This is a genomic window from Streptomyces sp. HD (assembly GCF_028369295.1).
In the GTDB taxonomy this organism is placed as follows: Bacteria; Actinomycetota; Actinomycetes; order Streptomycetales; family Streptomycetaceae; genus Streptomyces.
The window spans coordinates 68,542-87,189 of record NZ_JAQMYP010000018.1; the positions used below are offsets into that span (position 1 = coordinate 68,542).

Here is an 18,648-nt window from a genome sequence, read left to right on the forward strand (position 1 = left end):
TGCCTCAGCAGGTCGGGCGCTGGGCGTGGGCGGGGTCGAGCGCGTTCAGGACCAGGCGTCCGGCCAGGGCGTTGTAGCTGATGCCGATGTGGTCGACGGTCTCGGCGGGGCACACGTCCTGGAGCTCGACGTTGCTGACGTTCGGGGCCGCGCCGAGATAGGCCGAGGTGTACGGGGTGACGACCTCGTCGTACCGGGTGGTGATCACCGTGTAGGTGACGCCCGGGTCGGTCTCACCGCCCGAGTTCAGCGCCCGGAGGAAGTCCGAGCCGATGAGCTGCTGGCTGCACGACTTGCAGGCCGCTCCGAGAACCGCGTTGCCGCCGGGGATCGCCAGGGCGAGGAGGCCCAGGCCCGAGAACGTGGTGCCGTGGTTGGACGGGGTGAGGGCGATCAGCTTGTCCACCTCGGCCGCGCCCCCGAGGTTCTTGATGTAGTAGCGCGGCATCATGCCGCCCTGCGAGTGTCCGACGAGGTCGACCTTCGCGGCGCCGGTGGCGGCCCGGACCCGGTCGACGAAGTCCGCCAGCTGCCCGGCCGAGACGACCATGTCCTCGGTGCCGAGCAGGGCGCCGGAACAGTACCCGGCCTCCTTGAGCCGCGGAGCCAGCGCCGCCCAGTTGTCGTAGCGGTTCTCCATGGTGCCGTGCACGAGGACGACGGGACGCGGATGCGCGGCGTCGGGACGGCAGGTGAAGTCGTTGGCGCCGGAGGGCGCGGCCGTGGGGTGGGCCAGGGAGTACGCGAACGCCGACGCGAAGTCGTCCTTGGGCGGGCCCTCCGGATCGGTCGCCGCGACCGGCGCGGCGTCGCCCGGGTCCGGGGCCGCCTGGGACCGGTCGACGCCGGCGACGCCGATACAGACGGCCGCCGTGAGTCCGGCCAGGGACGAGAACACAAGGCGCCGGCGCCGGGTGCGCCGGAGTCTGGGGGTCTGCATGAGGAGTCTCCTCCGCCTGTTCGTGGGGAGCGGCAGCAGATCCGTGTGCCCTGGTCACAAGGGGACAGGTCAGGACGGTGTGAAGCCTTGTCACAAGGGCGAGACACGGAAGCTACTGGCGCGTAACGTCGGATCCACACTCGCGTCGCCCGCGGGAGCCGACCAGAAGAGCCGCGGCGGGAGTGGAGAAAGGTGTCATGGGCGTGACACCTTTCCCGGGCCGCGCCTCACCGGGGGCAGTCCTGCGCACCACCGCCGGCCACCCGCGCCGAGCACCCCCGCCCACGCCCGCCGTCCCGGCGAGCACACTGCCCCGAACCTGCCACCGACGGCGAGCGCATCGCCCGCGCCCGCCACCCACGGCGAGCCCCCCCCGCCCGAGACGGAGTCACCGCGATGACGGCACCGGCCGAGACGTTCACGCGTCAGCCCTGGCACGAACTTCCCCCGGTGCTGGCCGCGCTCATCCGCTCCCGGGCCGAAGGCATCGTCGCCGACATGACCCGGGCGATCCGCGACGAGGTGCCCGCCTACCGACGCCCGCTCGACTCCGCCGTCGGCCGCGACCTGACCGAGTCGATCCGCCGGGCCGTGCTGCAGTTCGCGGAGCTGACCGAGCACCCCGACAGCGCGCAGGACCATCACCTCCACCACTTCCGGCACCTGGGCCGCATCGAGTTCCTCAACGGCCGCACCACGGACGCCCTCCAGGCCGCCTTCCGGGTCGGCGCCCGCGTGGGCAGCCGGCGCTACGCCGAGTTCGTGCAGGAGGCCTCGCTGCCGCCCGGGACCGTCCTGACCCTGCACGAAGCCGTGCTGATCCATATCAACGCCCTGTCCAACGAGTCGGTGAAGGGCTTCCTCGCGGCGCAGCTGCGCTCGGAGGGCGAGCTGAAGCGTGCCCGCCGAGCGCTGGTGGAACGGCTGCTGGAGCCGCCGCGGGGGAAGGAGCGCGCACCACTGGGACCGCTGGCCGAGCGCGCCCGCTGGGCGGTGCCGGACGCCGTCGCGGCGGTGGTGGTGCGGTCGGCGGGGCCCTTCTCCGTGCCCGGCGCGGACGGTGAACTGCTCTCCCTCAGCCGGGGCAGCGACCTCGTCCTGATCGTGCCCGAACCGGAGACCGGCGGGCTGCTCCACCGGGTGCGGGACGCCGCCCGCGGCCGGGTTGCCGTGGTGGGCCCGGCCGTTCCCCCGCACGAGACATGGCTGTCCCTCCAGTGCGCCCGCCTCGCCCTCGACCGGCGCGCCGAACTGCCGGCGGAACCGGCCGACGGGACCTTCCTGCGCGTCGACGACGAACTGGCGGAACTGCATCTGCTCAGGGGCGCCCCCATCGGGCAGTTGCTCGGCCGACGGGTGCTGGGCGTCTTCGCGGACCTGCCCCGCGGACGAGCCGCCCGACTCGCCGAGACCCTGGACGCCCTGCTGATGTCCTGGGGACGTACTGCCCCCGAGGTCGCCCAGGCGCTGGGCATCCATCCGCAGACGGCCCGCAAGCGACTGCGCCAGCTGGAGGCGCTGTTCGGGGACCGGCTCGGCGACCCGCGCTTCCGGTTCGAGGCACTGCTGGCGTTGCGCACCCATGCGCTGCGGCCCACCACCGCAGGCTGACCATCCGCGTCTTCCCCGGCAGGGTGAGCGATGCGACGATGCCGGGGTGATCACTACGCCCGACCCACGCGACGACCGACCCCCGGCCCGAAGACTCCAGGTGGAGACCCACGGCCTCGACGTGATCGCCGACGCCGACCGCAAAGGCACGCCCCGCACCCTGTTCTGGCCCTGGTTCGGCGCCAACGTGTCGATCCTCGGCCTGAGTTACGGCGCCTTCGCACTCGGCTTCGGGATCTCCTTCTGGCAGGCGCTGGCCGCCGGAGTCGTCGGCATCGTCTTCTCGTTCCTGCTGTGCGGATTCATCGCCGTGGCGGGCAAGCGCGGCTCCGCCCCGACGATGGTGCTCGGCCGCGCCGCCTACGGGGTGCGCGGCAACCGCCTGCCGTCGGTGATCTCCTGGATCCTCACCGTCGGCTGGGAGACGGTGCTCTGCGCCCTCGCCACCATGGCCACCGCGACGGTGTTCGACCGGCTCGGCTGGGGCGGCGGAACCGAGACCAAGGTGGTCGCACTCGTCCTGGTCGGGGCGCTGACCGTCGGCGTCGGCGTCATGGGCTTCGACCTGATCATGCGGCTGCAGACCCTGATCACCGTGGTCACGGGCGTACTCACCGTCGTCTACGTCGCCCTCGTCGCCGACCACGTCCACTGGTCCACCGTCAGCGCCGTACCGGCCGGCTCCGCCCAGGAGTTCATCGGCGCCCTCGTCTTCATGATGACCGGCTTCGGCCTCGGCTGGGTCAACGCCGCCGCCGACTACTCCCGCTATCTGCCGCGCACCGCGTCGAGCCGCGGCGTGATCGGCTGGACCGCCTTCGGCGCGTCACTGGCACCCCTGCTCCTGCTGGTCTTCGGACTCCTGCTGGCCGGCTCCTCCAGCGAGCTCAACGCCGCCGTCGCCGCCGACCCGATCGGCGCGCTGACGACGATCCTGCCGACCTGGTTCCTGGTCCCGTTCGCCGTCGTCGCCGTCCTCGGCCTGGTCGGCGGCGCGGTCCTGGACATCTACTCCTCCGGTCTGGCCCTGCTCTCGGCGGGCCTGCGCGTGCCGCGCTACGTGGCCGCGCTGGTCGACGGCGTCCTGATGATCGCGGGCTCGATCTACATCGTGTTCGTCGCCGACGACTTCCTCGGCCCGTTCATGGGCTTCCTCACCACGCTCGGCGTCCCCATCGCCGCCTGGTGCGGCATCATGCTCGCCGACCTGGCGCTGCGCCGCCGCGACTACGACGAGCCCGACCTCTACCGCCCGACCGGCCGCTACGGCGACGTACCGCTCACTCCGCTGCTCCTGACCCTCACGGCCACCGCCCTCGGCTGGGGCCTGGTCACCAACGCGACGGCGAACTGGCTGGAGTGGCAGGGCTATCTGCTCGGCCCGCTGGGCCTCGGCGGCAGGTCCGGCGACTGGGCCTACGCCAACCTCGGCGTCCTCGCGGCCCTCGCGCTCGGCTTCCTCGGCACGCTGGTGCTGCGGCGCGGACGGGTCCGGGCCCAGGAGGCACAGGCACCGAGCCCGACGGCGGACGAAGGGGCGACGGTATGACCACCGGACTGCTCACCGTCATCGACATGCAGCGCGTCTTCGCCGAGCCCGACAGCCCCTGGGCCACCCCCCGGTTCGCCGATGCCGCGACGGGCGTACGCCGTCTGCTGCCGGCCTTCGGGGACCGGGTCACGTTCACCCGCTTCGTGGCACCCGCCGAACCGGACGGCGCCTGGCGGGCGTACTACGAACGCTGGCCCTTCGCCCTGCAACCCCCGCACGCCCGACTCTGGGAGCTGACGGCCGAGTTCGCCCCCCACGCACGGCATGTGCTGGACGCCGACACGTTCAGCAAGTGGACCCCGGAGCTGGCCCACCGCGCCGCCCCGGGGGGCCGCCTGGTCCTGACCGGCGTCAGCACCGACTGCTGCGTCCTGTCGACGGCCCTGGCAGCCGCGGACGCCGGCGTCGAGGTACGGGTCGTCGCCGACGCCTGCGCGGGTGCGGACGACGACACGCACGCGAAGGCGTTGCAGGTGCTGGACCTGTACCGGCCGTTGATCCGGGTGACCACGGTCGCCGAGCTGCTGGCAGCGACGGCCTAGGGTCTGTCGTTTGGATCAGGTCGGCTGAGAGAGACTGTGCCTTTCAGCCGAGCCGAGCGGGGTCTGGTGCGTGCAGCTGCAAGGCGGAGGAGGAGTCGACGCGGAGCGTCGGCGAGTGACGACAACGCGGCTGGGGGTCCCCCCTCTGGGGGAGCGCGTGCCAGACCCCGCGACGCCGACATGATCCAAACGACAGGCCCTAGTCACGGCTCCGACGTCTCGGACTCCAGCGAGGCTCGGGTCGCCGTGCCGTAGACGCCGGACTCGTCGGCGAGAACGACGCGGGTGAGCTGGTAGCTGCGGACCGCGCTCTCGACCGTGCGGTCGTAGTCGCCGTCGTCGTCACCGCCGTAGAAGCCGATCTGGCGCAGGCGGAGCTGTAGTTCGACCACCTCCGGTCCCCGGTCGCCGTGGCGCAGGACCGGGGGCCGGCCTGCCGTGCCGCTCGGTTCCGGGGCGGTGGCGGTCGGGGTGGGACCCGCGTAGGAGGGGGCCGGGGTGGGGGTGGCGGAGGCGTCGGACGGTGTGGGGGAGCCGTCGGCCGGGGTCGTGCTCGGCGACGGCGTCGAGCTGCTGGACGGCGACGCGGTCGACGTTCCGGAGGGCCGGACCTCGCCGGACAGGCCTGCCTCGGCCGAGCCGTCCGGGACGGGCGCCCGGATGTCGTCGGGCACGGACCCGTCCCGTGACGGGCTGTCATAGGTGAACAGCCCGCCCAGGAACGCGCCGGTCAGCAGTACGGCCAGGGTGGCACCCGCTCCGGTGACCAGCAGCGTGCGACGCCTGCGCCGAGGACCTGGCCGAACATCCACGTCGAGGAGGGGGGCCTGACCGGCGGGTGCCTCCGCGGTGTCCGCGGACGTGTGTACGGCGCCGTCGTCCGGGGCCGCCGGCTCACTTGGTTCTTGCGGGACTTCGTCCGCGTCCGGGTCGGCGTGGTCGCCGAGTTCCACGAACGGCCGTATCCGCACCGGGTCGAAGTCCTCCGCGGCCGCCGCCTCCGCCGAGCGCGTCTCGCGGCGGGCGTCGGAGGCGAGTCGGCCGCAGGAGCAGGCCGGTGTGCCGTCCGAGGCCCGGGGCGTGCCGCACTCGGGGCAGACAGGGCCGTTCGGCTCGCGCACATGGGGTCCCTTCTCCGTGCGGATGTTCAGAATTCAAACAGATCCTCTGCATGCAATCTCCATGAGCTCCCCGGAATGACCGGACCAGGGCTGCCGGGCAGTCGAGAACCAGCCGCCGGACCTACGCGGAACGGCGCGGCGCCCCCGTGGTGGGCCGGCCCAGGTGGGCGGTGAACCAGTCGCGGGCCAGTTCGGCGACGGTCGTGAGGGTTCCGGGTTCCTCGAACAGGTGGGTGGCGCCGGGGACGACGGCCATCCGGTGCTCACAGTGCATCCGGTCGGCGGCGAGGCGGTTGAGGCTGAGCACCTGGGTGTCCCGGCTGCCGACGATCAGCAGTGTCGGCGCCCGCAGACGGGTCAGCGCAGCCGGAGTGGCGAGGTCCGGGCGGCCGCCCCGGGAGACGACCGAGCGGACGTCGGACCCGGACAGCGCGGCCGCCTCCAGCGCGGCGGCGGCTCCGGTACTGGCCCCGAAGTAGGCGACGGGCAGACCGGTCTCACCGCGCAGCCACACGGACGCGGCGTGCAGGCGCCGGGCCAGCAGCAGGATGTCGAAGACGTTGTGCCGGTCGTGCGCCTCGTCGTCGGTGAGGAGATCCAGCAGCAGGGTGGCCAGGCCCGCGCGGTTGAGGGCGGTGGCGACATAGCGGTTGCGCGGGCTGTGCCGACTGCTCCCGCTGCCGTGCGCGAACGCCACGGCCGCCGCCGCCCCGTCCGGCACGACCAGCCGGGCGCCGACCCGCGCGCCCGCGGCCGGGATCCGCACCTCGCGGTCCGACGGCGAGGCGTGCCCGGCCCGCTCCGGCGGAGCCGGGACCCCGGGGGACGGCGCGGCGGGGGAGCGGGGCGTGGCGCGGGCGGCCTCCGCGAGCAGGGACGTGACCTCGGCGTCCGAGACCTGGGCGAAGTCCCGGTACCAGGCGCCCACCGAGCCGAGGATCTGATGCGTGTGCGGGCAGACCACGTCGTCGGCCACCCGCCGCAGCCGGGCCACGCTGTGGCCGGCCCCGACCGGTACGGCCAGCACGATCCGTGCCGCGCCCTGATCCCGTACGACGCGACAGGCGGCCTCGGCCGTGGCGCCGGTGGCGAGCCCGTCGTCCACGACGACCGCAGTGCGCCCGGTGAGCTGCAGTGCCGCCCGCTCCTGCCGGTAGCTCCGCACCCGCCGCTCCAGCTCGTCCCGCTCGGCCTCCTCCACGGCCTCCCGCTCGCCGGCGTTCAGCCCGGCCGCGTCGATCACATCCCGGTTCAGGACCCGGACCCCGTGCTCGCCGATCGCCCCGAAGCCCCACTCCGGCTGCCCGGGCACCCCCAGCTTGCGCACCACCAGCACATCCAGCGGGGCGCCGAGACGCCGGGCCACCTCGGCCGCCACGGGTACGCCGCCCCGCGGCAGCCCCAGCACCACCACATCCCGACCGCGCAGCTCCTCCAGCCGCCCGGCCAGCAGCCGCCCGGCCGTCCTGCGGTCGTCGTAACGCATACACCGCCTCCCGCGCCCACCAGGGCGGGAGCCTGTCCCGTCCTTCTCAGGCTACGACTGTTCGCCCGCGACCGAAGCGGGCCGGACGGGCTGGACCTGCTGCCGGGCTCGGTCTGCCCGGACCCTGAGGCACGCCGCTGATCCGGGGACCGCGCGCCCCGTCCCGCCGCCTCGGCACTTGGCGATTTCGCGTCGGTACCCCGCGGCAGTTGCCGTGTTCAATCACCTGTATCGCGTCACGCATCACGGCACGAACGGACGGCCCCACACGTCAGGAGGCATCGTGATCGCCGCTCCCGAGCCCGGACTGACCGAACGCGACATCGTCGATCGCGCCGCGAACCTGCGGCCCGTGCTGCTCGAACGTCAGCCGGAGACCGAACGGCTGACCCACTACCCGAAGGACACCCACGACGACTTCCTGCGGGCCGGCTTCTACCGGATCCTCCAGCCGCGCCGGTACGGCGGCTACGAGTTCGGCCTGCCCACCTTCTACCGCGTGGTCACCGAGATCGCCCGCGGCTGCCCCTCCACCGGCTGGGCCCTGTCGCTCACCGCCGCCCACGTCCTCCAGGTCGCCGCGCTCTTCGAGGAGAAGGCGCAGGACGAGATCTTCGGCACCGACGGCGACTTCCGGGCGGCGTCCACCGTGGCGCCCATCGGCATCGCACAGCCCGACGGCGACGGGCACGTCATGCTCGACGGCACCTGGCCGTACTCCTCCGGCTCCCCGTACTCCACCCACTACGTCGGCCAGACCCTGCGCGCCCCCGACCGGCCCGGCGCCCCGCCCGGACCGCCGGTGCTGTTCGTCGCCCCGCGCTCGGTGTGGACGGTCCTCGACGACTGGCACGGCGTCCTCGGCCTGCGCGGCAGCGGTTCCAACAGCGTGCACATGGAAAAGGCCCGCATCCCCGAGTACCTCACCTGCGAGGCGAGCCTGCTCGACCTGCCCGTCGAGGGCGGCAGCGTCGGCTACGAACTGCACGGCAACCCCATGTACGCCGGCCGGGCGCCGAGCTTCTTCCACGGCGAACTGGCCGCCATCATGATCGGCACCGCCCACGCCGCCGCCGACGAGTACGCCCGCGCCGTCACCGACCGCCCCCTCCTCCTCGAACCCCACCGCACCCGCGCCGAACTCCACGACTACCAGCGACACCTCGGCGAGGCCCTCGGCGTGATCCACACGGCCGAGGCGGCACTGCGGCACACGGCCGAGGAATGGATGGAGACCTGCCGGCGCAACGTCACCGGAGACGCCCCCTTCACCGTCGTCGAGGACAACCGCCTCGCGCTCATGTTCCTGAACGCGGGCCGGATGGCCTGGGACATCCTCCAGGGCACCCTCTTCCGCACGGCCGGATCCCGGCACGCGCGCGACGGCGAGCGGATGCAGCGCTACTTCCGGGACGCGGCCACGTACTGGACCCATGTGGGCCCCAGCATGGCCGAGCCCCTCGCCCGCCGGGTCGGCTGCGACCGCCTGGGGCTCCCGTCCGGCGACATCCCGCTGATCCCGTGACCTGCGGATGCTCCCGCGACCTGTGCACAACGGCCGCCCCGACCTGTGGTCGGTCGTAGGAATGCTCCAGTCCGGATCGGGTACGTGAGCAGGGCCGCGCCGGGGCCGGGCACCGCTCCCGCGATCATGCCCCGGCCGGACCGCACTACCGCCGCTGACAGGGGATCTGCCATGGACACACCCGCGAACGACTACACCGCCACTCCGGCCCGCCGGGCGCTGGACGTACTGGCCGGGAACAGCGAGGACAGGACAGCGATGGACACGCTCGCCGGCAGCGAGGTCCTCGTCCCCGTGCCCGACGACGCCAGTGAGGCGGACGCCACCGACCCCGGCGCCGTGGCGCTGCCGGTCATAGAGCGGGCGGGCGGCGAGCCGGTCGTCCCCGTCTTCACCTCCGAGCCCGCCATGGCGGAGCTGCTGCCGTTCGTCTCCCGCTACCGCCTGGTACCGCTCGGCGCCCTCGCCTCGCAGTGGCCGGCCGACGAACTGGCCCTGACCATCGACGCCGGCTCGCCCCACCCCCTCACCCTGACCTCGGAGGGCGTGCGGACCCTGCTCGCCCGCCCGTGATCACACCGAGGGCGGGCGACGGCCCCGGGGGCACCGGCACCATCGGTATCCCCTGCCGTCGATGAACGCCCCCTGAACGTCACTGAACGTCCCCCGTCCCGGCCGGCCCGTGAAGGTCGGCCGGAACTGCTCCCTGTCGCGGGGTGGTCCGGCCGTATGGAGAGGGAAGATCCCACCGGGAGGGCCGACGCGAAGGGATGGGGGTCGTCGTGAGGGTCGTCCTGCTAGGCACCGCCGCAGGTGGGGGTTTCCCGCGGTGGAACTGCGGCTGCGCGCGGTGTGCCGCCGCCCGTGACGGCAAGCTGCCCACCCGCACCCCGGAGTGCGCGGCCGTCACCGGCAACTCCAGGGACTGGTGGCTGCTGAACACCTCGCCCGACATCCGCGGCCAGCTCACCGCCGCGTCCGCCCTCTGGCCGGGCCCGCAGGTCACGCCGGTGCGGGGAGTCCTGCTGACCGACGCCGAGCCCGACCATGTGGCGGGCCTGGCCGTGCTGCGGGCGGCCGCCGGGCTCAAGACCTACGCCGCCCCGCCGGTGCTCGCCGCCCTGGCCCCGGCGCGGGCGGCCCTCGACCGGCACACCCCGTGGGAGTGGGCGGACAGCCTGACCGAGGGCGGCTTCGTGCTGGCCGGCGGCCTGGTCGTCACGGCGCACCCCGTCGCCGGTGCGGCGCCGGCGTATGTGCCGGGCCGGGCGAAGGACCGCCGTTGGGTGACGGCGTACCGGGTCGAGGACCTGGCCACCGGAGGGGTCCTCGTGTACGCGCCCCGCGTGAGCACCTGGACCCCGACGCTGGACGACCTCGTCGCTTCCGCGGACTGTGCCGTCCTTGACGGCACGCACTTCACGACGGACGAGGCGGGGCAGCCCGGGCGCCATCTGCCCGTCTCGGGACCGGGCGGCAGCCTCACCGCCCTGGCCCGCCATCCACAGGCCCGCCGGATCTACACCCACCTCGCCGACACGAACCCCCTGCTGGACCCCGGCTCGCCGGCCCGCTCAGAGGTGTCCGGGACAGGTGTCGAAATCCTGCCGGACGGGACCGAGTTCGTGCTCTAGCCGCCCGCGCCTTCGTTCTGCGACCTACGACGTCAGCCGCTCAGCATCCGGGCGAGCACGCCGCGCTGCAGGGGCAGCACCTCGCTGTGCAGATCGCGGCCCTTGCGGGTCAGGGTGACGAACACGCCACGCCGGTCCTCCACACAGACGGAACGCTCCACCAGGCCGTCCTTCTCCAGCCGGCCGATCAGCCGGGACAGCGCGCTCTGGCTGAGATGGACCCGTCCGACCAGGTTCTGCACCCGGCACTGGTCGCCCTCCTCGGGCGAGGCGGCCGCCAGGATGTCCAGCACCTCGAAGTCGCTCGCGCCCAGCCCGTGCGGGTGCAGCACGCGGTCGATCTCGCACATGGTGCGGGCGTGCACCGACAGGATGTCCCGCCACCGGTCTTCGAGCCCTGCGTCGGCCGTCTTCGCTGCCATACCGGCACGGTAGCACCAATTCGGCCATTTATTGACTGTGCAACTAGTGCATGTGCAATCGCCCTGGGCCGCCGCCGGGCACGAGCTCAGGCGGCCGGATCCTGGAGGATCCCGACGAGATTGCCGTCGGCGTCCTTCACGGAGGCGATCAGCCTGCCGCCGCCGACGTCCTTCACGTCCTGCAGCGTCTCGGCTCCTGCCGCCAGCAGGGCCGCGAGGGTCGCCCTGATGTCCGTCACGTGCCAGTAGGGGACCGGGCCGGTCATGCCCTTCGCGTGCCCGCTGGGGTCCAGGCCGACGTCCTGTCCGGCGTCCTTGAAGCCGACGTAGTACGGCTCGTCCGCATACGGTTCCGTGCCCAGCAGGGCGCTGAACAGGGCCTTCGCCCGGTCGAGGTCCTTGACGGGGTAGATGATCGTGTTGACTCCGGCGGTCATGGCGTACTCCTCGGTGAAGCGTGGTCCGACGTGTTCCGTCGGTGCTTTCACGCTAGGACGGGGGAGCGGGCCCGGACTTCTCGATTCCTGACCGATCGACACGCCGATCGCACGCCGAGGGCGCGCCGACGGCTCGATCACCGCGCGACGCGCCCTCGTGCCCGGCTCACACCGTCATGCCGACTCCCGCTTCACCAGCTCTGTCGGCAGGATCACCGCCGCCGGATCCTCACCGCCGATCTGTGCGAGCAGCACCCGCACCATCTCCGCGCTGATCCGGTCCCAGGGCTGCCGGATCGTGGTGAGCTCGGGGCGGGCGGGCAGCGCGGCGGGCGAGTCGTCGAATCCGCCGACCGCGACGTCCTGCGGCACCCGGCGCCCGGCCCGCTCCAGAGCCGTCAGCACACCCTGCGCCATCAGGTCGGACGCGACGAAGACGGCGTCCATGTCCGGCGCCTGCCCGAGCAGCCGCTCGGCGCCCGCCTCACCGCTGGCCCGGCTGCAGTCGCCGGACACGACGAGCCGGTCGTCGAGCTCGATGCCCGCCTCGGTGCGCTGGAGGCGCCAGGCACCGAGCTGCTGACCGGTGAACGTGCCGCGGGCCGCCTTGAGGTGCCCGCGGGAGCCGTCCGGGTCGTACAACTCGACGGCTGAGCCGACTTCCCTCCGCCCGTGCGTGCCGCGAGCCGTGGGCGGAGGGGCGCCTCGCCGATGTCCGGTGAGGACACCCCCGACCTCACTTACGTCGAAGGGACGACGGACGACGATGTTCCATCCAGACGCACCCGCACCCGCTCCCTCCGGGGCCTGCTCATACCGCTCACCGCGGGACTCGCCTTCACCGCCCTGCCCGCGCAGACCGCCTCGGCGGCGAGCACGCTCACCAACGGCGGCTTCGAGTCCGGCGGCACGGGCACCGCGACTCCGGCCGGCTGGTCCACGTACTCGGCGGCTGGGCAGAACTCCGCCTCCTTCACCGAGTCCGGTGGCCACGGCGGCAGTTACCGTCTGACCCACTACGCGTCCTCCGCCTACAAGGTGGAGACGTACCAGTACCTGTCCGGACTGACCAACGGGAACTACAAGCTCACCGCCTGGGTCCGCTCCGGCGGCGGTCAGAACTCGGCGTACCTGGCGCTGAGGAACTGCGGCGGTGCGGAACAGCGCACCGACCTTCCGGTCTCGGCGAGCGGATGGATCCGTGTCGTCGTGCCGGTCGATGTGACCAACAACCAGTGCACGATCAGCATCAACAGTGACGCCAACGCGGGCAACTGGATCAATGTCGACGATCTGACCTTCGCATCCGGTGCGGGCGGCACGTCGATCCACGGTGCCGACATCGCCTCCCTCGCCAAGAGCGAGGCCAAGGGCGGCGTCTACCGGACGGGTTCCGGCTCGGCCGGCGACGCGATCACCATCCTGAAGAACGCCGGCATGAACTACGCGCGCCTGAAGGTCTGGGTCAACCCCGCCGACGGCTACAACAACAAGACGCGCGTCCTCGCCCTGGCCAAGCGCATCAAGGCGTCCGGCATGAAGCTGCTGGTCGACTTCCACTACTCGGACACCTGGGCCGACCCGGGCGCCCAGAGCAAACCGGCCGCCTGGGCGGGCCACTCGTACAGTCAACTCAAGACCGACGTGTACAACCACACGTACGACGTGTTGAACGCGTTGAAGGCTCAAGGCACCACGGCCGACATGGTCCAGGTGGGCAATGAGATCAATGGCGGCATGCTGTGGAACGAGGGCTCCACGAGCAACTTCTCGCAGCTGGCCGGCCTGCTCAACTCGGGCCATGACGCGGTCAAGGCGGTCAACTCGTCCACCACGGTCGTCCTGCACCTCGCCAAGGGCGGTGACCTGTCCGGCACCCGCTGGTGGTTCGACAGCGCGGTCGCGAACGGAGTGAAGTTCGACGCGATCGGCCTGTCGTACTACGGCTACTGCCACGGCTCGCTCTACGACTTCCAGACGACCCTGGACGACGCGGCCTCCCGGCTACGGCAAGCCGGTCTTCGTCGCCGAGACGGCCTACCCGTTCCGGCTGGACAGCGAGGACTCGCACGAGAACATCATCAACACCACCGGTGAACTGGTCTCCGGCTACCCGGCGAACACGGCCGGGCAGCGCCGATGGATGAACGACGTGACGAGCATCGTGGAGGCCGTCCCGAACGGCCGGGGTCTCGGTGTCTTCTACTGGGAGGCGACCTGGACCGCCGTCTCCGGCAACGGCTGGGACCCCACCGACGCCTCCTCCGGCAACGGCTGGGAGAACCAGGCCCTGTTCGGCTACGACGACGCGGCGCTGTCGTCGATGGCGTGGTTCAGCCACCGCTGAGTTCTGTGCCGCAGGGGCCCGGCCGCATCCGTGCGGCCGGGCCCCGACGCGTCAGCGGCGAACAGCCCTGTGCCGTACGGCCGTTCGGTATCGGACAACGGTCCGGGAGTCCCGGACGCGGTGGTTGCGACTGCGGGACAGTAGGGGGAACGCGTGACGACGCGGCCCGAAGGAGGGAGGGACGAGATGCTGAGGACTCCCGCCGGCGCAAGGCGCCTGGACATCCTGGAATGGCTGAAGGACCCGGCCGCGCACTTCCCGAAGCAGCGGCAGGGCGACCCGGTCGAGGACGGCGTCAGCGCGGACGCCGTGGCCACGAAGCTCGGTGTGCCGCGCAAGGTCGCCGAGAACCACCTCGGGCTCCTGGTGGCCATCGGAGTGCTGCGCACGAAGCGGATCCGGCGGCGCACCTACTACCGGCGTGACGAGGTGCGGATCGCCGAGGTTGCGCGCATGTTCGAGAAGGGCTGGTAGCGGCGTTGTCCGGGCCGTGTGCCGCAGGCGGGGGACGGAACCCGGTTCCCGTCCTGCCCGTCCTGCCCGTCCTGCCCGACCGGCCCGTACGTCTGCTCGGGCGCATCGGGCCGCGCCTGGTCCGTGGTGCGGCCGGCCGAGGACCCTCGCCCGCGATGTCGTCGCTACGGGGCTGTGCCGTCCGGCTCGTCGAAGTCCTCGAACCGCTCGCACAGCAGCCGGCCGACCAGCGCACCGCCGTAGACCACGAACCCCACGCCGACCAGCCAGGACTCCACCACCAGGACGGTCCCGACCGGGCCGTAACTGACCGCGTTGGTGACGAGCAGCGGGGTGAACACCAGGAACGAGAACCAGCGCAGCCCGACCAGCCCCGCCATGGTGGCGAGCGCACCCGGCAGCAGGTCACGCCAGCGCGCCTCGCCGCTGAGCAGGAAGTGCGGCCCCCACCAGAAGAACAGCACGCCGAGCGCCATGCTCAGCAGGATGCGGGGCGTGCCCTGCAACACTGTGCGGGTCTGCACCTGCGCGTACACGTACGCCATGAGCATGATCAGCCAGACGGTCTGTCGCCACACCCGGTGCCAGGGCCCCGCGGGCAGCCGCCAGATCCGCTCGTAGCCGTTCTGGACGCTGGCGGCGAAGGACACACCGAACACGGCGAGCAGGGCCACGCTCAGCGCGCTGGTCGTGCTGAGGACCTTGCGAGGCGGAGTGAAGACCTGCGAGAGGGCGTGGGCCGACCGGCCGGACAGGTCCATGCCATCCACCAGCCACAGGGCGAAGCCACCGTGCGCCAGGGGGTCCACCGCCGCCACCACGATCAGCAGCGGAGCCAGCGTGACCAGGGCGAGCGCGGCGAAGCCCATGGCGCGGTGCAGCAACTCCAGCTCTCTGCCCCGCCGGTAGAGCTCCGCGAACCCCAGCCGGTGCGATGTCGTACGGGGCCGGGAGCGCCGGGCGTTCAACGAGACCGCCGCAGGTCACGGACCCCTCTACCGGAGCGGCGGCCGGCGCGCCACCGGGGCGGACGTGACATACGACCACCCTCTCTCCGTCTGTTGTGCGCGCCTGACCGAGTGGCCAGGGGACGTTCTTCGTAAACCGTGGCATACAGTTCGCGGACCAGAGCGGATGACACGGCGTGATCCGGGTACCCGAGCGCGCGTCGCCGTGACGCCCGCACCGGGGTGCGTGCCTGCAAGGACCGACTGTCGCGACACCGAAGGGGAGACACGTTCCATGGACCGACCCACCGAGCTCGTCCCGCACCGGTACGTGGCGATCGGCGGCCGTGGCCCGGAGGACGTGGTCGCCGATGCCCGGGGCCGGGTGCTGACCGGCGTCGAGGACGGCCGCATCCTGCGTGTCGACGGCCTCATGGAGCCGTCAGCGGCCCGCGTCGAGGTGCTCGCCGACACCGGCGGCCGCCCGCTGGGCCTCGAACTCCTCCCGGACGGGGACCTGCTGGTGTGCGACGCCGAACGCGGGCTGCTGCGTGTCGGCCTCGACGACGGCGTCGTGCGCGTCCTGGCCGACTCGGTGGCGGGGGAGCGGCTGCGGTTCTGCAGCAACGTGGTCGCCCTGTCCGACGGAAGCGTCTGTTTCACCGTCTCCAGCCGCCGCTACCCCCTGCACCAGTGGATCGGCGACATCGTCGAGCACACCGGAACGGGCCGCCTGCTGCGCCTCGCCCCCGGCAGCGAGAGCCCCGAGGTGCTGCTGGAGGGGCTGCACTTCGCCAACGGCCTCGCTGCGAGCGCCGACGAGTCCTTCCTGGTCGTCGCCGAGACGGGCGCGTACCGCCTGACCCGCCACTGGCTCACCGGACCCCGCGCCGGACACGGCGAGCCCTTCGCCGAGAACCTGCCGGGCATGCCCGACAACCTCTGGCGCGGCGCACCGGACGGCCCGATCTGGGTGGCGCTGGCCGGCCCGCGCGTACCCCCGCTGGACCTGCTCCACCGCGCCGCCCCGGCCGTACGCCGCAGCGCCGCCCGCGTCGCCGTGCGCGCCCCCTTCCGACCCACGGGCACGATCGGCGTGCTCGCGGTCGACGACACCGGCCGGGTCGTCCACCACCTGGCGCGGCGCCGGTCGGGGTTCCGCATGGTCACCGGCGTGTGTGAAACGGATGGCCGGCTGATCCTGGGCAGCATCTGGGAGCGGGGCATCGCGGTCTGCGAGGCGCCCGTCCTCAAATGAGCCCGGCGTACCCTGTTGACCGGCCGCGATCACCCCGCGAGGAGCGGTGACGAGGGCCAGTCAGGAGACGTACGACCATGACAGCCCCGGAGACCGAGACCCTCCGCGCCCCCGCCCCCGCCCCACGGCGGCACGCCTGGCGGACCCAGGCGCCGATCGTCGTGGTGGTCGCACTCGGCGGAGCGGTCGGGGCCACGGCACGCTACGCGTGGGCCTTGTGGTGGCCCGCCCAGCCCGGCGGCTTCCCCTGGGCGACCTTCTGGACCAACGTCGTCGGCTGCGCCGTGATCGGCGTGTTCATGGTGGTCATCACCGACGTGTGGGCCGCCCACCGCCTCGTCCGCCCCTTCTTCGGCACCGGCGTGCTCGGCGGCTTCACCACCTTCTCGACGTACGCCGTCGACATCCAGAAGCTCGTGGACAGCGGCCATCCCAGTACCGGACTGGCCTACCTCGCCGCGACCCTCGCCGCGGCCCTGACGGCGGTGTGGCTCGCGGTGGCCACCACCCGCCGTGTCCTGAAGTGGAGGCAGCCATGACGAGGCTGACCGGGCGCGCCCTGCGCGTCACCGTCTTCATCGGCGAGAACGACACCTGGCACCACAAGCCCCTCTACGCGGAGATCGTGCACCGCGCCCACGCGGCCGGACTCGCGGGCGCCAGCGTCTTCCGGGGCATCGAGGGGTTCGGCGCCTCCTCGCTGATCCACACCTCCCGGCTGCTGTCCCTGAGTGAGGACCTGCCGGTCGCCGTCGTGATCGTCGACACCGAGGAACGCGTACGGGCCTTCCTGCCTCAGCTCGACGAACTCGTCACCGAAGGGCTGGTGGTCCTCGACGACTGCGAGGTCATCCGGTACGTCGGCCGCGACGACAGTCCACGCACATCGGACACGAAAGGTAAGAAGTCGTCGTGAACTGGCTCCTGGTGATCGCGGGTGCCATGGTCGGTGCCCCCCTTCGCTATCTCACCGACCGTGCGGTCCAGTCCCGGCACGACTCGGTGTTCCCCTGGGGCACGCTCGCGGTCAACGTCACCGGCTGCCTGATCCTCGGCCTGCTCACCGGCGCGGCGGTCGCCGGCGTCGCGAGTTCCCACCTCCAGCTGCTGCTGGGCACCGGTCTGTGCGGAGCGCTGACCACGTACTCGACGTTCTCGTACGAGACCCTGCGGCTGACCGAGACCGGGGCGGGGCTCTACGCCGTCGTCAACATCGTGGGGAGCGTGACCGCGGGCCTCGGCGCGGCGTTCCTCGGCGTCTCCATCGCCCAGGCGGTGTGGTCGTAGCCGACCAGACCCCGCGTCGTACGCCACGGGCCCACACCCGGAACTGGTAGGACAGTGCGCGCCACTGTCCCGCCACTCCCCGGAACTGGATCCCATGAGCGCCATCAGCGTCGGTCAGGCCGTCGTCCTCGGAGCTGTCGAGGGGGTGACCGAGTTCCTGCCCGTCTCCTCGACCGGCCATCTGAAGATCGCCGAGGGATTGATGAACATCCCCGTCGACGACGACGCGGTGGTCGGGTTCTCGGCCGTCATCCAGGTCGGCGCGATCGCCGCCGTGCTCGTGTACTTCTTCAAGGACATCGTGCGGATCGTCTCGGCGTGGCTGCGTGGGCTGCGCGACAAGGAGGAGCGGTACCACCACGACTACAAGTTCGCCTGGTGGGTGATCTGCGCGACCATCCCGATCGTCGTCGTGGGCCTGGCCGCCAAGCCGCTCATCGAGGGGCCGCTCGCCTCGCTGTGGGTGGTCGCGGGCTCGCTGATCGTCGGCAGCGGGGTGATGTGGGTGGCGGACCGGACGGGGCGGCACAAGCGCGGGGAGGACGACACCTCCTTCAAGGACGCGATGCTGGTCGGAAGCTCCCAGATCCTCGCCCTGCTCTTCCCGGGCTTCTCGCGTTCCGGTGCCACCATGTCCACGGCGCTGATGCTCGACCTGGACCGCGTCGCCGCCACCCGGCTGTCCTTCTTCCTCGGCATCCCGGCCCTGACCGGCGCCGGCATCTACGAGCTGAAGGACGCCCTCGGTACGACGGGCACGGGCGCGCTGCCGCTGGCCGTCGGCACCGTCGTCTCCTTCGCCGTCGCGTACGCCTCCATCGCCTGGCTGCTCAAGTTCGTCGCCAAGCACTCCTTCAACGCCTTCGTGATCTACCGGATCGTCGTCGGCCTGCTGCTGTTCGGGCTGCTGGGCGCCGGCGCGATCCACAGCTGACCCGGGGCCGGGCGCGATGCCGGGCAGCAGACCGGGCGTGATGCCGGCTTTCAGGCGTCACGCCCGGTGAATCTCTCCATTCGCATCCCTTGACACCACCCACGGCTCACCCGGAGTATCTCTCCCGTGAA

General features: G+C 72.2%; 18 protein-coding genes and 2 pseudogenes. 13 read left to right on the plus strand and 7 right to left on the minus strand.

What is annotated here, in order from left to right:
* Positions 1–4: 4 nt before the first annotated feature.
* Positions 5–940 carry an esterase/lipase family protein gene (locus POF73_RS19060; RefSeq protein ID WP_272116847.1) on the minus strand — a complete coding sequence of 312 codons (936 nt, stop codon included), beginning with the start codon at positions 938–940 and terminating at the stop codon, positions 5–7.
* A 396-nt stretch (positions 941–1,336) separates the two neighbouring features.
* On the opposite strand from POF73_RS19060, the gene POF73_RS19065 reads away from it, so the two are divergent.
* From POF73_RS19065 to POF73_RS19075, 3 genes are read left to right on the plus strand one after another with little or no spacing between them, the layout of a single operon-like run.
* Positions 1,337–2,551, plus strand: a complete 1,215-nt coding sequence (locus tag POF73_RS19065; RefSeq protein WP_272116849.1) for a helix-turn-helix domain-containing protein — start codon at positions 1,337–1,339, stop codon at positions 2,549–2,551.
* Positions 2,523–4,100: a purine-cytosine permease family protein gene (locus POF73_RS19070; protein WP_443049550.1), complete on the plus strand. Its 1,578-nt coding sequence runs from the start codon at positions 2,523–2,525 to the stop codon at positions 4,098–4,100. The genes POF73_RS19065 and POF73_RS19070 overlap by 29 nt, the downstream gene beginning before the upstream one ends.
* Positions 4,097–4,645 (plus strand): cysteine hydrolase family protein, encoded by a 549-nt coding sequence (locus POF73_RS19075; protein WP_272116853.1) that lies wholly within the window; start codon positions 4,097–4,099, stop codon positions 4,643–4,645. Before POF73_RS19070 ends, POF73_RS19075 begins: the two co-directional genes overlap by 4 nt.
* Before the next feature lie 203 nt (positions 4,646–4,848).
* On the opposite strand, the gene POF73_RS19080 is transcribed toward POF73_RS19075, so the two are convergent.
* Together POF73_RS19080 and POF73_RS19085 are read right to left on the minus strand one after the other, a co-directional pair.
* A complete protein-coding gene (locus tag POF73_RS19080; RefSeq protein WP_272116855.1) occupies positions 4,849–5,766 on the minus strand; it encodes a peptidoglycan-binding protein in 918 nt (305 codons plus the stop codon).
* A gap of 121 nt (positions 5,767–5,887) precedes the next feature.
* Positions 5,888–7,252, minus strand: coding sequence for a phosphoribosyltransferase family protein (locus POF73_RS19085; RefSeq protein ID WP_272116857.1), 1,365 nt, complete (start codon positions 7,250–7,252; stop codon positions 5,888–5,890).
* Positions 7,253–7,535: 283 nt separating this feature from the next.
* Between POF73_RS19085 and POF73_RS19090 the strand changes: the two genes are divergently transcribed.
* The 3 genes from POF73_RS19090 to pqqB all read left to right on the plus strand — a co-directional run bounded on the left by POF73_RS19090 (position 7,536) and on the right by pqqB (position 10,411).
* Entirely contained in the window at positions 7,536–8,777 is a 1,242-nt protein-coding gene (locus POF73_RS19090) for an acyl-CoA dehydrogenase family protein (protein WP_272116859.1), read from the plus strand.
* A gap of 171 nt (positions 8,778–8,948) precedes the next feature.
* The gene (locus tag POF73_RS19095) at positions 8,949–9,350 is read left to right on the plus strand and encodes an SseB family protein (protein WP_272116861.1); all 402 of its coding nucleotides are present in this window, start codon (positions 8,949–8,951) and stop codon (positions 9,348–9,350) included.
* 209 nt (positions 9,351–9,559) lie between these two features.
* Positions 9,560–10,411, plus strand: coding sequence for a pyrroloquinoline quinone biosynthesis protein PqqB (pqqB, locus tag POF73_RS19100; RefSeq protein WP_272116863.1), 852 nt, complete (start codon positions 9,560–9,562; stop codon positions 10,409–10,411).
* 32 nt (positions 10,412–10,443) lie between these two features.
* Here pqqB and POF73_RS19105 read toward each other — a convergent pair whose 3' ends face one another.
* The 3 genes and pseudogenes from POF73_RS19105 to POF73_RS19115 all read right to left on the minus strand — a co-directional run.
* Positions 10,444–10,833, minus strand: a complete 390-nt coding sequence (locus tag POF73_RS19105; RefSeq protein ID WP_272116866.1) for a MarR family winged helix-turn-helix transcriptional regulator — start codon at positions 10,831–10,833, stop codon at positions 10,444–10,446.
* Positions 10,834–10,919: 86 nt separating this feature from the next.
* Positions 10,920–11,270 carry a VOC family protein gene (locus POF73_RS19110; RefSeq protein WP_272116869.1) on the minus strand — a complete coding sequence of 117 codons (351 nt, stop codon included), beginning with the start codon at positions 11,268–11,270 and terminating at the stop codon, positions 10,920–10,922.
* A 174-nt stretch (positions 11,271–11,444) separates the two neighbouring features.
* Positions 11,445–11,942, minus strand: a pseudogene (locus POF73_RS19115) (LacI family DNA-binding transcriptional regulator); the annotation flags it as partial.
* Between the two features lie 135 nt (positions 11,943–12,077).
* Here POF73_RS19115 and POF73_RS19120 point away from each other — a divergent pair.
* Together POF73_RS19120 and POF73_RS19125 are read left to right on the plus strand one after the other, a co-directional pair.
* Positions 12,078–13,617: pseudogene (locus POF73_RS19120) on the plus strand (glycosyl hydrolase 53 family protein).
* Between the two features lie 186 nt (positions 13,618–13,803).
* Positions 13,804–14,091 carry an ArsR family transcriptional regulator gene (locus POF73_RS19125; RefSeq protein ID WP_272116871.1) on the plus strand — a complete coding sequence of 96 codons (288 nt, stop codon included), beginning with the start codon at positions 13,804–13,806 and terminating at the stop codon, positions 14,089–14,091.
* A 164-nt stretch (positions 14,092–14,255) separates the two neighbouring features.
* Here POF73_RS19125 and POF73_RS19130 read toward each other — a convergent pair whose 3' ends face one another.
* Positions 14,256–15,059, minus strand: a complete 804-nt coding sequence (locus POF73_RS19130) for a ribonuclease BN (protein ID WP_272116873.1) — start codon at positions 15,057–15,059, stop codon at positions 14,256–14,258.
* Positions 15,060–15,333: 274 nt separating this feature from the next.
* Between POF73_RS19130 and POF73_RS19135 the strand changes: the two genes are divergently transcribed.
* From POF73_RS19135 to POF73_RS19155, 5 genes are all read left to right on the plus strand, one after another.
* Positions 15,334–16,296 (plus strand): SMP-30/gluconolactonase/LRE family protein, encoded by a 963-nt coding sequence (locus POF73_RS19135; protein ID WP_272116875.1) that lies wholly within the window; start codon positions 15,334–15,336, stop codon positions 16,294–16,296.
* A gap of 77 nt (positions 16,297–16,373) precedes the next feature.
* On the plus strand, positions 16,374–16,835 hold the full coding sequence (crcB, locus tag POF73_RS19140; protein ID WP_272116877.1) for a fluoride efflux transporter CrcB: 462 nt from the start codon (positions 16,374–16,376) through the stop codon (positions 16,833–16,835).
* Entirely contained in the window at positions 16,832–17,212 is a 381-nt protein-coding gene (locus POF73_RS19145; protein WP_272116879.1) for a DUF190 domain-containing protein, read from the plus strand. Before crcB (POF73_RS19140) ends, POF73_RS19145 begins: the two co-directional genes overlap by 4 nt.
* Positions 17,209–17,583, plus strand: coding sequence for a fluoride efflux transporter CrcB (gene crcB, locus POF73_RS19150; protein WP_272116881.1), 375 nt, complete (start codon positions 17,209–17,211; stop codon positions 17,581–17,583). The genes POF73_RS19145 and crcB (POF73_RS19150) overlap by 4 nt, the downstream gene beginning before the upstream one ends.
* Positions 17,584–17,677: 94 nt before the next feature.
* The gene (locus POF73_RS19155; RefSeq protein WP_272116883.1) at positions 17,678–18,517 is read left to right on the plus strand and encodes an undecaprenyl-diphosphate phosphatase; all 840 of its coding nucleotides are present in this window, start codon (positions 17,678–17,680) and stop codon (positions 18,515–18,517) included.
* The last annotated feature ends 131 nt before the right edge of the window (positions 18,518–18,648 follow it).

Coding starts and splice junctions, on each gene's coding strand:
- POF73_RS19060 (WP_272116847.1), bottom strand. CDS start 940: ATGCAGACCCCCAGACTCCGGCGCACCCGGCGCCGGCGCCTTGTGTTC.
- POF73_RS19065 (WP_272116849.1), top strand. CDS start 1,337: ATGACGGCACCGGCCGAGACGTTCACGCGTCAGCCCTGGCACGAACTT.
- POF73_RS19070 (WP_443049550.1), top strand. CDS start 2,523: ATGCGCTGCGGCCCACCACCGCAGGCTGACCATCCGCGTCTTCCCCGG.
- POF73_RS19075 (WP_272116853.1), top strand. CDS start 4,097: ATGACCACCGGACTGCTCACCGTCATCGACATGCAGCGCGTCTTCGCC.
- POF73_RS19085 (WP_272116857.1), bottom strand. CDS start 7,252: ATGCGTTACGACGACCGCAGGACGGCCGGGCGGCTGCTGGCCGGGCGG.
- POF73_RS19095 (WP_272116861.1), top strand. CDS start 8,949: ATGGACACACCCGCGAACGACTACACCGCCACTCCGGCCCGCCGGGCG.
- POF73_RS19105 (WP_272116866.1), bottom strand. CDS start 10,833: ATGGCAGCGAAGACGGCCGACGCAGGGCTCGAAGACCGGTGGCGGGAC.
- POF73_RS19110 (WP_272116869.1), bottom strand. CDS start 11,270: ATGACCGCCGGAGTCAACACGATCATCTACCCCGTCAAGGACCTCGAC.
- POF73_RS19125 (WP_272116871.1), top strand. CDS start 13,804: ATGCTGAGGACTCCCGCCGGCGCAAGGCGCCTGGACATCCTGGAATGG.
- POF73_RS19135 (WP_272116875.1), top strand. CDS start 15,334: ATGGACCGACCCACCGAGCTCGTCCCGCACCGGTACGTGGCGATCGGC.
- crcB (WP_272116877.1), top strand. CDS start 16,374: ATGACAGCCCCGGAGACCGAGACCCTCCGCGCCCCCGCCCCCGCCCCA.
- POF73_RS19145 (WP_272116879.1), top strand. CDS start 16,832: ATGACGAGGCTGACCGGGCGCGCCCTGCGCGTCACCGTCTTCATCGGC.
- POF73_RS19155 (WP_272116883.1), top strand. CDS start 17,678: ATGAGCGCCATCAGCGTCGGTCAGGCCGTCGTCCTCGGAGCTGTCGAG.